Genomic DNA, 12,293 nt, shown 5'->3' with positions numbered 1-12,293 from the left:
TTATCTTCCGCAACATCATTCGATTGATTGTCAGATTCTTGTATATTCCCAACTTATGGGGTGATTGTTTTCATAGGGCATATATCCATGGAACGCTCGTGGATCGTTATCAAAAACCAGTGGCAGAAAGTATCTGTCCCCTTCCCACATCGGTAGTTCCATGATCTTGTCAATATCGACCCAGGACAGGTCCCCTTCTTCATTTTTAGTGAATGGCTCGCCGATAAACCTATCCACCCTGAAAATGAAACCAAACCAATCTTCACCGTTCGGCCCAAAACCCGTCCAGTTAATCGTGCCGCGCAGCACAACATCAACACAATCTATACCGGCCTCTTCCTTTATTTCACGGACCATACAACTATAGATATCCTCTCCTGGTTCCATTTTGCCGCCCAGTCCGTTATATTTACCTAGATGCTGATCTTCACGTCGTTTATTCCTGTGCACCAGCAGAGTCTTTTTCCTGTCCGGGGACAGGATATAAGCCAGCGACCCTATTATTGGTGTATACATACCTTCACCTCAAACCAACTTGTTATTTCCTGCAGTTAACCTTATTGTTAAAATCGGTTCCGATGCCGCTCCTGTTGTGATATAGATGAGGAATAATAGCAACAATCAAAAAAAATCATATAATGCTTATCACCCCACCTCAGCATAACTGCAAAACCCTTTTGATCCTTCTGGCCTGCTTCACAATGTTTATCGGCACTGTTGCGACCGGCAGCAAGGCAGCCAATGAGTTCCCGATTTATCCGGAGATCAAAGCCAATGTGGCATTCTGGGAAAATATCTACTCCCACTATTCGGAAAACCAGGCTGTTATACATGACCGTGACGATTTGGCCAAGGTATATACCGTCCTGAACCTAATCGATCATGAACTACCTGGTGCAGAACGTCTTAACAAAGCTTACCTCAAGGCAGCAGAAAATAAATATAAAACCATATTAAGTAACCTCGCTAAAGGAAAGACAGCTTCAACAGTTGAAGAAAAATTTGTGGCCTCGCTATATCCGGGCAGGGACAGATTGAAGAAGATGAAACGAGCCTCTACAGCAGTGCGTTCACAGACAGGACTCAAGGAACGGTTTATCGAGGGCGTCATTCGTTCTGGTGCACATATGGGGCGATTAAAATGGATATTCAGCAATCATGGCCTGCCCCAGGACCTGGCCTACCTCCCCCACGTTGAATCTTCATTTAACAGCGGAGCCTACTCGAAATTCGGTGCCGCCGGCATGTGGCAATTTACCCGGGCCACCGGCAAACAGTACATGACCATAGACGAGGCCGTCGATGAACGTCTTGACCCCTACATAAGCGGGGAAAGTGCTGCACAATACCTCAAAAACAGTTACCAGAAGCTGGGCAACTGGCCGATGGCACTAACTGCCTACAACTATGGCATCTCCGGCATGATGAGGGCGAGAAAAGAGTTGGGAAGTTACCAAAAGATTTTCATAAAATACAACAGGGGTCATTTCGGCTTTGCCTCAAGGAATTTCTATTCCGAATTTTTGGCCGCCGTCATCGTGGCCAGAAAACTTGAAAAAGACCCCACTATTCGCAGGAATTCTTCTCTGAAATTCAGGGAAATCCGTTTACCGGGTTACATCTCCATGGCTCATATAATAAACCATTTCAAGGTCGCCAAAGATGAAGTTCAGACCTTGAACCCTGCCTTAAAGAAAGCAATTTACAATGGGCAAAAGCTCATTCCCGCCGGCTACAAACTCCGTCTGCCAGACACCCCATCCATCATCAGTCTGGCACGAACAATTCCTAAGTCGGCAGTACACTCCGGCCAGAAAAGAGATCCTGTTTATCAAGTGAAAAACGGGGATACCGCCGGCAGCATTGCCATTAAACAGGGTGTCACCTTAACCCAGCTGATTGCGGCCAACTCTCTCGATCGCAACGCTACAATTTATATCGGCCAACGATTACGCATCCCCAATAGAGGGGAAAAGACATCATCCAAAGCAAAAATAGAATATCTCCAGGTTGTGGAAAAGAAACAATACCCCTCAAAAGGTTCCAGCACACCACAGGTTTCTGACAACACAGCCCGGCCCATACCTGTCCTTACTGCTAACAAGAAAGGCAACCCGCCTAAAAAACTTACGATTGCGGCAAAAAAGGGTGGAAAAAGGGACAAGATAACGGTGCAACCGGAAGAATCCCTTTCCCTTTACGCCTACTGGTTGAAAATACCTGAAAAAAAGCTTAGAAAAGTGAACAGCTTAAACAACTTTTCCCAGATCCACCCTGGTCAGCAGATGACAGTACTGTACGACAATGTGTCGGCGGCCACATTTGCAGAGCAGCGCGCCGAATTTCTGCGTGAAAACGAGATGGATTTCTTTGCTGCTTACGAGGTTGTGAAATTTCAGCCCTACCTGGTAGTCAATGGCGATACTCTCTGGGACCTCTGCAATAACGAATTCAATATTCCACTCTGGTTATTAAAAAAATACAACTCCGAACTAAATTATGCGGCACTACATAAGGGGCAGCAACTCACCGTACCGGTAGTGCGAGCTCTCTGATTATCTTTACATGTCCGGCATCCCGACCAAAACATACGGTAACGGATATCGGCACCGAACCCCAACTTATCAGGAACTATCGATGGATCTGACTAAAGCAATAAAAGAACTCAAACAACAGCCAGGCTTTAAAGACAATGTCGGCATGATACTCATCCATAACGGCGTAGTGAGAAACTGGTCCCGGGCAGATCGCACATCGGTGGCCCAACTTGAAGTGACCCCGGATTATGAACGAATAGAAGAACTTCGCCAGGAATATCTTCAACATGAAGGAATTTTTGATATAATCATTGAAGCAAAAAAGGGAACCTTTGATCCCGGTGACGATCTGCTCTTTATTATTGTCGCTGGAGACATCCGGGAAAACATCAAACCGGTCCTTTCAGAATTGCTCGACCGGGTAAAAGCTGAAGCTGTCGCAAAAAAAGAGATCAAGACAACTTGACCTCCCAAACTCAACCGCCAGGAACACCATGACGACAACACCCCAGGAGTTGATTGAAGAGTTCAGCAATGTCCAGACACTGCCCCATGTCGTAACCCAGTTGACGCAACTCATTGCTGACAGCAACACGACCATGAAGCAGTTTGAGGAAGTCATCGAGATGGATCCGGTTCTGGTGGCCCGGCTGTTAAAAATAGTCAACAGTCCGATGTATGGCTTGATGCAAAAAGTTGATTCCATTGGCCGTGCTGTGGCTTATCTCGGCATGAAGAACCTGAACAACATCGCCATAACCGATGCCCTGATGGGCATTTTCATGCAGGAAAATGAGTCGGATTTTTTTTCCCGCAATAAGCTCTGGCTCCACTGTGCCGCGGTCTCGATCTGTTCAAAGATGGTTGCCGAGAGGATTTTCGGCATCAACGGTGATGATGCCTACCTCTGCGGCATCCTGCACGATTTTGGCATTATCGTCGAGGAGCAGGTCCGCAACGAGCAATTTTTTACCATCTGCCGTGACAGCAACTCATCCACCCGGATGCTGGAACTGGAGCAGGAACAACTGGGCACAGATCATTGTGAACTTGGTTATATCCTTACCGGTGAGTGGTCAATGGACGAGTCGATCAGGATCGCCATCAGGGATCACCATTCGTTACTCGATAACGTCGAACCGCAAAGCCTGCTCGGCATCCTGCAGATCGCCGAATACCTGACCACCCAACTTGACTTCACAACCTTACCTGGCATCAAGGTTGAGATCTCGGAGCCCCTACTCACTCATCTAGAAGAAAATATAGATGAATACAGGGTCCTGCTCGAGGATTTTCCGGATGAAATGACCAAAGCCCAGGCTCTATATGGCGGAGGAACATCCTGATGGCCGGACTCGGCGGGTTACTTTCCCGTGACAGTGTACTCGAACAGGAGCGAAAGGAGTTTTTCTCCTTTTTGCAGCGGGAATATGCGTCACTTTCATTTGCTGCCAGGGACAAGCAAGGTAAAACCCTGTGTGAGTGGCTGCCTGTCGGTGTAGAAAGGTTTCAAGGTGCAGCTTCACTGCCGGATATTGAAATTGAAAAGCTAGAACTCAACCTGCAATGCTCTGAACACAAGGTAACGCCGAATGAGATAAAACAACGCCTGGATCTGCTCTGCAGACTCTTTTTTACCGAGCAGGCATTGAAAAAAGCGACCAAGAAACTGGAGATCCAGAAGAACCAGTTCAACAGAAAATTTGCGGTGCTTGACACCAAATACCAGGAAATGCTGGAAGAAACCCAAAACAGCTACCAGATCATCCAGGAACAGCAGGAGAAATATTCCCGCACACTCCAAACCGAAATCCGTGAACAGACCAAGGAGCTGCGAAAATCCAAATTAGAGGCAGAATCGGCTAATGTGGCAAAGAGCCAGTTCCTCGCCTCTATGAGTCACGAAATCAGGACCCCGATGAACGGTATCATCGGTTTCACCGAAATTCTGCTTGGCACCAACCTCGACGAAGAACAGCGCGATAGTGCCTTGACCATCAAGCGCAGCGGCGACGCTCTGCTGGCCCTCATTAATGATATCCTCGATTTCTCCAAAGTCGAAGCGGGTCAGATGAGCCTGGAGTATATCGATTTCGATCCGGAAATTACTGCCCATGACGTATGCGAGATGATTCGCCCCAGGGTAACCGATAAACCGATCGAAATCCTCTGCCGTATTGACGACAACCTGCCGGCCAATATCAAGGGAGACCCCGGCAGGTTTCGCCAGATACTGGTAAATCTGATGGGAAATGCTGCCAAGTTCACTGATAAGGGGGAGATTGAGCTGGCCTTAGAAGTGGTCCATGAAAAGGATGAAGAGATAAAACTGCACTGTTCCATCCGGGATACCGGGATTGGGCTGGCCCCATCAAAGTTCGATACAATATTTGAGGAATTTCAGCAAGCTGACGGATCAACAACCCGAAAATACGGCGGCACCGGGCTTGGCCTCGCCATCAGTAGAAAGATAGTTGAGTTGATGGGTGGAGAAGTCTGGGTTGAAAGTGAAATCGGCATCGGCACCACTTTTCACTGCACTGTGGTCATGAAAAACTCTGACCAGCAACAGACGAAGCTGCCTCCCCCAACGGATCTCGCCCAAAAGCGTATTTTGGTTGTCGACGACAACCATGTCAATAATGAAATTCTGCTGAGCCTCCTCAACCTTGGTGACATGTACGCAAAATCCCTGACAGATGCTGCAACGACCATTGCCACTTTACAGGAGGCGGCTGCCTCAAAAGAACCGTTTGATGCCGCAATCCTTGATCTAAAAATGCCCGGGATTTCCGGGATAGAACTCGCCAGGCAAATCCGTGAACTCCCCCCCCCACTGGGGGAACTTCCGCTCCTGGCCTATACCTCGTCTCTTGAAAAGACGGCGGCAAGTTGCAAAGACGCTGGTTTTTCAGCCTTTCTTACTAAACCAAGCAGATCCAAAATCCTCTATCGGACGCTCTCCCGCATCCTCACTCCACAGCCACAACCTGAAATGGATGCAGGCGAAGATAAACTGGTCACCCAGTACACAGTCCGGGAAGAACTCAAACAATCTGTAAGGCTGCTGATTGCCGAAGACAACCTGGTAAACCAGAAGCTGGTGAAAGCAATGCTGACCAAGGCTGGATATAAGGTCACCGTTGTCGGTAACGGCAAACTCGCCGTTGAGACCTACAGCGAAAAGCCGGACCAGTTCGATACCATCCTGATGGATGTGCAGATGCCTGAGATGGATGGCCTGGAAGCAACGCGCCTGCTACGGGAAAAAGGATTCAACAATATACCCATCATCGCCATGACTGCAAACGCCATGAAAGGCGACCGGGAAATCTGTATAGAGGCAGGGATGAACGATTACATCTCCAAGCCAATCAAGAGGGAGCTTGTTTTCCAGATTCTGGAAAAATGGCTCAATCCCCACCCCATGGATAGCTAAAGATATCACAAACCATAATGCCCTCTACATCATCACAATCTCAAAAAGCTTCAAAGTTCCTGCACTGGGTTGACGACCGCAGTCCTGTTGATCCGTTGCGCGAAAGTGTCCGAAGGCTTATCCGGCTTATCCTTATAACCTTTGGAGAGTTCAGGAAAAACGACCTTCCTCTCCGCGCCGGAGCGCTTACCTATACGGTTCTGCTCTCGCTGGTTCCGGTGCTGGCAATGAGTACCGCTGTAGTTAAGGGCCTTGGCGGTGGAGATGAGCTGCGGGAAGTTGCCTACACCTACCTGGAAACCCTTGAACAGTCGAGTAGCTCGCCACCAGAGCAACAGATCCTCACGGATCAGGAGCTGACATCAGGGGAAGAGGGAAATACCGAACAGGGTGAAACAAGCCTTACCGGGCATCTGCGCTCAGGTCTTGACACCTTGTTCAATTATGTGGACAACACCAATTTCACAGCCCTCGGCTCCTTTGGTATTGCCGGTATACTGGTGAGTGTTATTCTTGTCTTTGGCACCATAGAAACAGCCATGAACCGGATCTGGCACGTTGCGGACGGCCGCTCCATCATCCGTAAGATCTCCGACTACCTTACCATAATGGTGTTGATGCCTATCTCAATCAATGTGGCCTTTGCCGCCAGCGCTTTTTTGAAAAACAGGACCCTGTCGGACAAATTCGACATGCTGATACCTTTTGCCTGGGTCCAGGCCCTCATCTTAAAACTGGTGCCCATTTTTTTTATCGCCCTCACTTTTTATGTCATCTATATTTTTTTTCCCAATACCAAGGTACGTAATCGGCCTGCCATACTCGGTGCAACTTTGGCAGCCATCCTCTGGTTCATCGTGCAAAATGTCTATATCACAATGCAGATAGGCGTAGCCAACTACAACGCCATCTATGGTTCCTTCGCCACCCTGCCACTGTTTCTGGTCTGGATGTATCTGGCCTGGTTGTTTGTGTTAACGGGGGCCCAGGTTGCTTATGCCATCCAGAACCTTTCCGGGTACCGCTTGCTGCCCTATAGCCCGATCCCATCCCTGAGATTAAGTGCAGCATTTGACATCCTGGAGGAGGTACGGTGTGGATTTGCTGACAATGTCGCGGTTACCCGGCAGGATCTTGCTCAAAAATTGTACTCTTATGACGCCATGATAGTTGACACAACGATATCAGAACTCTGTGAAGCCGGCTTTTTATGTACAGCAAAGGAATCAGATAGGCTTCTCCCTGCCGGTCCAGCCAACGATGCTGAACAGAAGAAAATCATCAACCTCATCCTGGGAACCCAAACGCCGCAAACGGAAGGCGGGGAAATCGGCAGGAAGGTACTTGAGGCAGCATCACAGGAGAAGGAAACAACGAAGGAAAGAGTAGAATCGAAAAAATGAGTTCAACCGGAAGTGGTATCACGTGAATTGGTCAGGCGGCATGAGCCTCGAAGCCTGACCACAAAAACCGTCCCCTCACCCTCTTCCGATTCAAATTCAATAACCCCGCCGTGAGCCTGAATGATCTGCTGACTAAAGACCAACCCTAAGCCGGAGCCGGGTTCACCACACGTGCCGGGACGGGACGTCTTGACATCCGGACGGAAGATATCTTCGCTGCATGAGGCAGGAATACCCTGCCCGTAATCCCTGACAATTAGACAATCGTCCCCCTCATCCTGCTGCAATGATACCGTCACAAGCCCTTTTTCATGACTGAACTTCACCGCATTGGAGACCAGATTGTTGACCACAACAAGGTAAAGGTATTTATCCGCAAATATTTCCTGATCTGGAGCCACCCTGTTTTCAAGGTTCAGCTTTTTCCTGTGAGCAATGTGATCGAAATTCTGAAACACATCCTCTACCATTCTGTTCAGATTAAAATAGCAGGGTTCTGGTTTGATTCCGCCGGTTTCAAGCCGTTCCATGGCCAAGAGGTTATCTATCATATTCAACATTTGCCTGCCATTGGTAATAATCGTTTCCAGAAATTGCCGATGCACATCGTGACTGAAGGTCTCACGTTCGAGGATCCTCCTGAGCATCCCGAGGATCGAGACAAAAGGAGATTTAAGATCATGGGCCACAAGGGCCACAAACCTGCTTTTTGCTGAGATAGTGTTTTGCGCCTGCTGCCGTGCCTCCTTCAGGAAATTCTGCAGCTGTTTTTGTTCGGAAATATCCGTAGCCACTTCGAGCCTGACAAAACGACCATCAACCCATCGTATCGCCCTGTCTTTTGCGGCATACCATTTTTTGTCGAACGGGTTGATGTATTCCCTTTTTATCTCCGCAACCGGCCTGCCCTGCTCATCAAGCAAATCACCACCGATGTCGCAGAAGACACAGGAAGAACTGTCAGGTTCATGAATGAATTGACTGCAAATCCTGCCGGTTGGATCAAATCCGAGCAAACTCTTAAAATAGCCATTAGCGTAAAGGATTACTGATGTATCAATATCGGCAACAAAAACTACGATTTCAAGGCCATCGATAATATCAGCCCCAACCCCTTCGACCAGGTTCTTCACACTGTAAGGCGTCCTTTTTTCCATAACCGGTAACTGGTTTCACTCTTGCGGTAGATGTTCGGGGTACGGGATACGCACCCTCCTACACGAAGTATACAATAATCATCACCCACAAAAAAAGGGGGCCGGATAATTATCCTGCCCCCTTTCTTTCTACAGCCTCTTGAGCGCCTTTCAGCGCGCCTTCATCATTATGACATCTTTAATGGAAATATCATTGTGAATTCAGAACCTTTACCCAATTCACTCTGCACCTTCACCACACCTCCATGGGCTTGAACAATATGCTTCACGATGGCCAGGCCAAGGCCTGTGCCGCCATGACTTCTGGAACGTGCCTTATCACTTCTGTAAAACCTCTCAAACAGCCGTGGCAAGTGCTCCGGTGAAATACCACAACCGGTATCCTTTACCGAAATCTCCACGTTGCCTTTATCATCACCATGTAATTCCCTGGCCGTAACCGTGACGATATCTCCTGTCTTACTGTACTGGATAGCATTAACCAGAAGATTCACCACAGCCTGCTCCACCAGGGTAGGATTCATCATAATCATCAAATCTTCGGAACAGTCGTAGTCAAGAGTAACCTCCTGCATATCCGCCTTAACTTGACAAGTCTGAAGAGCGGTATCAAGTATAGCACAAAGCGGCCCCTCTTCCAGAAACACCCTGCCGTCTTTTGATTCCTGTTCGATACGGGAAAGAGACAGCAAATCATCGATAATTGCGTTCAGCCGTTCAGATTGCCGTAATACGATATGGAGGAACTTTTCGCTATCCTCCCGGCTTTCAAGGGCTCCATCCAGTAAAGTCTCGACATATCCACGAATAGAGGTGATGGGTGTTCTCAGCTCATGCGAAACATTGGCAACAAAATCACTTCGAATCCGCTCCAGCTTACGAATATTGGTCAAATCATTCATAACAAGCAAAACACCGACGCTTGCCCCTGTCCCGTCAGTGAGGCTCACCACATTGGTCTGCAAACATTTTTCGCCAGCTATATCCTGCAGAATGATCTCATCCTCAATATTTTCTTCTGTATCGAGGGTGGCCTGGATGTGCTCCAGCAGTTGGGAATGGCGGATAATCTCCTGCATAAACTTACCCTGTGCAACTTCCCTGCGGACACCAAACAGATTGGCCGCTGCGGTGTTTATGCTGATAATTTTCTCACCCCGGTCTATGGCGATAACCGATTCAACCATGGAAGAGAAAACCGTTTCCAGTTGATTGCGGTGAGTGACGATGGTCTTGATTTTCTCATCAAGCATTTCCGCCATACGATCCATTGAGGTGGCCAGTTCCGCAACCTCAAGCGAGGCTGTTGAAGCAAGTTGGGGAGACATCCTTTGCGAGAAATCACCCTTCGCAAACTGTGCGGCAGACAGAGTCATCTCTTCAAGGGACCTGCTTATGTTTCGTGAAATAAAGAGAGCTACCAAGGCTGCTCCAATTACAATTATGATACAGCCGAGCAGCACCCGTAATCTGAAATGCTGTATCGTCCGGTCCAATGCTGTCACCGGCATCGCCACCCTGATAACGGTTTGAACAGCTCCATCCAGGCTGTCAGACGGTTCGTTGTGGCTCCCTTGCAGTGGAATGGCGATATATAACATGTTTTCGCCAAGCGTTTTGCTGTAGCGCAACGATCTCCCCCGTTGCCAGTCATATGCCTCCACGATCTCCGGCCTTCTTGCATGATTGTCCATCACGGTTGGATTCTCATTGGAATCTGCAAGGACGAGGCCTTGTTTATCGATAATGGTTATACGTGTTCCCGATTCACGACCCGCTTCCTTACTAAAACTTCTCAAATCAACATAGTTGGATTTTGTCACATAGTCATACACTCGGGATTTGATAAGGTTTGCACGGGCTTCCAGGTCCTTTTCCGCCTCTTCAAGGTAAAACCCCTTAAAGACTCCTGAGCCATACCAGGTCACAGCCACCATGGCCGCCAGTACGACAAAAAGAGTGGCAGGGTAAATCTGCCATATGAGTTTTTTCGGCTTCATATCTGTTCCTTCTTGTCCTCGTCGACAACATTTTTAAACCGATAGCCGATCCCTCTGACAGTCTCAATCATTCTCCCGGAATCACCCATCTTTTTCCGAAGTCCGAAGATCTGCACATCAATGGCACGGGGGGTAATAAGAAAGTCGTAGCCACGAACCGAATCAATGATTTGTTGCCGGGTGAAAACCCAGCCCGGTTTTTCAGCAAGCAGGGCGAGAATACCAAACTCGGTCGCGGTCAGCTGCAGTTCATGCCCCTGGCATTTGACCTCATGCTTACCTTTATTGATAGCCAGGTCACCGATAATTATTGAAGTGGCTGCCTTATCAACCTTTTCCTGTTCCTTGCCCACGCTCCTGCGGAGTACCGTTTTTACACGGGCAATCAGGACATTTGGGCTAAACGGCTTGGTGATATAGTCATCCGCCCCGCATTCAAGGCCTGCCACGACATCTTCCTCCTCTCCCTTCGCTGTCAGCATGATAATCGGGATCGGGGCATGTTTCCTGGCCCGTCCCTTCTTCACCTCAGAACAGACCTCAATACCAGACATGCCCGGCAGCATAAGATCGAGAAGTATACAGTCTATATTTTCCTGCGCCAGGCAGTTCAAGGCCTCCTCGCCATTATCGGCGCAGGTGACATGAAATCCAGCCTTGATGAGGTTATAGCTCACCAACTGCTGGATATCCGCTTCATCCTCAACGATGAGTATATGTGCTTTTCCCATAATTATTTCCGGATATTTCTTTGAGTTAATTGGATAATTCCAACATAGTAGTGGGTGGATTTCTCCATTGTTTTTTGCTTAACATCTCCGCATGAACGCCCATAGTAAACCAACATAACCACCTGAGAACGGAACTATAGATTCTGTATTTTTACGATCACCGCAACCCCCTCCCCACAACTTTAACGCGATCCTAATAATATCCTAACTGGTGAAAAACATTACTCCCTTATTATCTCCTCGACCTTGAGAACAACGAACGCCAACAACAACATAACATTATAATTTTACGACAATATTAAAACATGGATCCTTATTACACATTCCACCACGAGCTGGTGAATCTTACAAAGAAAATCATGCAACTGAGCACCATGGTGGAAGAACGCGTCCATTCGGCTGCCGCTGTCATCTCCAGCCGGGATGAGAAAGAAATTCAGCGGCTGATCCTGACTGATTATGAAGTGGACGACATGGAAGTGGAAATCGAGGAGGACTGCTTAAAAATACTTGCTCTCCACCAGCCGGTTGCCAGTGACCTCCGCTTCATCATCGCCGTCATTAAGATAAATAATGAGATTGAACGAATTGCCGACCAGGCGGTCAACATTGCCATCGGGGTGCAACATATTACCGACTGTTTCAACGGCAATGGTTTTAACTTTGACAACCTCGACTTTGATTTCGCCCTGATGTCTGAAAAAACAGTCACCATGCTGAAACTCAGCCTCGACGCGCTGGTGGAACGTGACCCGGCAATGGCCCGCAAGGTTTTCATCATGGATGACGAGATCGACTCCATGTGCAGCGACGCCTATGTCTATGTCAGGGACCTGCTGAAAAGCCACCCGGAGCGTCCCGGATGCCTTATCAATGCCTTCATGCTGGCAAAGAACCTGGAGAGAATCGGTGACCGGGCAACAAACATAGCAGAAGAGGTAATCCACCTTGTTGAGGGAACAATTGTTCGTAATCAGGAATCTCGAGCGTAACACGCAGGATACCGGAAAAGACCACCAAACATTT

General features: G+C 48.2%; 10 protein-coding genes. 6 read left to right on the top strand and 4 right to left on the bottom strand.

Features of this window, described 5'->3' with window-relative positions; translation table 11 throughout:
* Window positions 1-30 precede the first annotated feature (30 nt).
* Window positions 31-516, bottom strand: a complete 486-nt coding sequence (locus GA520_RS03610) for an 8-oxo-dGTP diphosphatase (protein ID WP_163338047.1) — start codon at window positions 514-516, stop codon at window positions 31-33.
* Between the two features lie 122 nt (window positions 517-638).
* Between GA520_RS03610 and GA520_RS03605 the strand changes: the two genes are divergently transcribed.
* From GA520_RS03605 to GA520_RS03585, 5 genes are all read left to right on the top strand, one after another.
* Entirely contained in the window at window positions 639-2,555 is a 1,917-nt protein-coding gene (locus GA520_RS03605) for a LysM peptidoglycan-binding domain-containing protein (protein WP_163338048.1), read from the top strand.
* 82 nt (window positions 2,556-2,637) lie between these two features.
* Window positions 2,638-3,003 carry a molybdenum cofactor biosynthesis protein MoaE gene (locus GA520_RS03600; protein ID WP_163338049.1) on the top strand — a complete coding sequence of 122 codons (366 nt, stop codon included), beginning with the start codon at window positions 2,638-2,640 and terminating at the stop codon, window positions 3,001-3,003.
* Window positions 3,004-3,031: 28 nt separating this feature from the next.
* Entirely contained in the window at window positions 3,032-3,883 is an 852-nt protein-coding gene (locus tag GA520_RS03595) for an HDOD domain-containing protein (RefSeq protein ID WP_163338050.1), read from the top strand.
* Window positions 3,883-5,976, top strand: coding sequence for a response regulator (locus tag GA520_RS03590; RefSeq protein ID WP_163338051.1), 2,094 nt, complete (start codon window positions 3,883-3,885; stop codon window positions 5,974-5,976). Before GA520_RS03595 ends, GA520_RS03590 begins: the two co-directional genes overlap by 1 nt.
* Before the next feature lie 17 nt (window positions 5,977-5,993).
* Complete coding sequence (locus GA520_RS03585; RefSeq protein WP_163338052.1) at window positions 5,994-7,379, top strand: YihY/virulence factor BrkB family protein; 1,386 nt, start codon at window positions 5,994-5,996, stop codon at window positions 7,377-7,379.
* A 2-nt stretch (window positions 7,380-7,381) separates the two neighbouring features.
* Here the strand turns inward: GA520_RS03585 and GA520_RS03580 are convergent, their stop codons facing one another.
* From GA520_RS03580 to GA520_RS03570, 3 genes are all read right to left on the bottom strand, one after another.
* The gene (locus GA520_RS03580) at window positions 7,382-8,536 is read right to left on the bottom strand and encodes a PAS domain-containing sensor histidine kinase (RefSeq protein ID WP_304511288.1); all 1,155 of its coding nucleotides are present in this window, start codon (window positions 8,534-8,536) and stop codon (window positions 7,382-7,384) included.
* 167 nt (window positions 8,537-8,703) lie between these two features.
* Window positions 8,704-10,536 (bottom strand): ATP-binding protein, encoded by a 1,833-nt coding sequence (locus tag GA520_RS03575; RefSeq protein ID WP_163338054.1) that lies wholly within the window; start codon window positions 10,534-10,536, stop codon window positions 8,704-8,706.
* On the bottom strand, window positions 10,533-11,267 hold the full coding sequence (locus GA520_RS03570) for a response regulator (protein WP_163338055.1): 735 nt from the start codon (window positions 11,265-11,267) through the stop codon (window positions 10,533-10,535). The genes GA520_RS03575 and GA520_RS03570 overlap by 4 nt, the downstream gene beginning before the upstream one ends.
* 359 nt (window positions 11,268-11,626) lie before the next feature.
* On the opposite strand from GA520_RS03570, the gene phoU reads away from it, so the two are divergent.
* Window positions 11,627-12,259, top strand: a complete 633-nt coding sequence (gene phoU, locus GA520_RS03565; protein ID WP_240910135.1) for a phosphate signaling complex protein PhoU — start codon at window positions 11,627-11,629, stop codon at window positions 12,257-12,259.
* Window positions 12,260-12,293 lie beyond the last annotated feature (34 nt).

The sequence above is a fragment of the Desulfopila sp. IMCC35008 genome, assembly GCF_010646885.2.
Classification (GTDB): domain Bacteria; phylum Desulfobacterota; class Desulfobulbia; order Desulfobulbales; family Desulfocapsaceae; genus Desulfopila.
The sequence above is the reverse complement of the archived record's forward strand: the minus strand, read 5'-3'. Positions and strand labels throughout refer to the sequence as shown.

Excerpts from the sequence above, each read along its gene's own strand:
- GA520_RS03580 (WP_304511288.1), bottom strand. The coding sequence starts at position 8,536 with ATGGAAAAAAGGACGCCTTACAGTGTGAAGAACCTGGTCGAAGGGGTT.
- GA520_RS03610 (WP_163338047.1), bottom strand. The coding sequence starts at position 516 with ATGTATACACCAATAATAGGGTCGCTGGCTTATATCCTGTCCCCGGAC.
- GA520_RS03575 (WP_163338054.1), bottom strand. The coding sequence starts at position 10,536 with ATGAAGCCGAAAAAACTCATATGGCAGATTTACCCTGCCACTCTTTTT.
- GA520_RS03605 (WP_163338048.1), top strand. The coding sequence starts at position 639 with ATGCTTATCACCCCACCTCAGCATAACTGCAAAACCCTTTTGATCCTT.
- GA520_RS03590 (WP_163338051.1), top strand. The coding sequence starts at position 3,883 with ATGGCCGGACTCGGCGGGTTACTTTCCCGTGACAGTGTACTCGAACAG.
- GA520_RS03600 (WP_163338049.1), top strand. The coding sequence starts at position 2,638 with ATGGATCTGACTAAAGCAATAAAAGAACTCAAACAACAGCCAGGCTTT.
- GA520_RS03585 (WP_163338052.1), top strand. The coding sequence starts at position 5,994 with ATGCCCTCTACATCATCACAATCTCAAAAAGCTTCAAAGTTCCTGCAC.
- phoU (WP_240910135.1), top strand. The coding sequence starts at position 11,627 with ATGCAACTGAGCACCATGGTGGAAGAACGCGTCCATTCGGCTGCCGCT.
- GA520_RS03595 (WP_163338050.1), top strand. The coding sequence starts at position 3,032 with ATGACGACAACACCCCAGGAGTTGATTGAAGAGTTCAGCAATGTCCAG.
- GA520_RS03570 (WP_163338055.1), bottom strand. The coding sequence starts at position 11,267 with ATGGGAAAAGCACATATACTCATCGTTGAGGATGAAGCGGATATCCAG.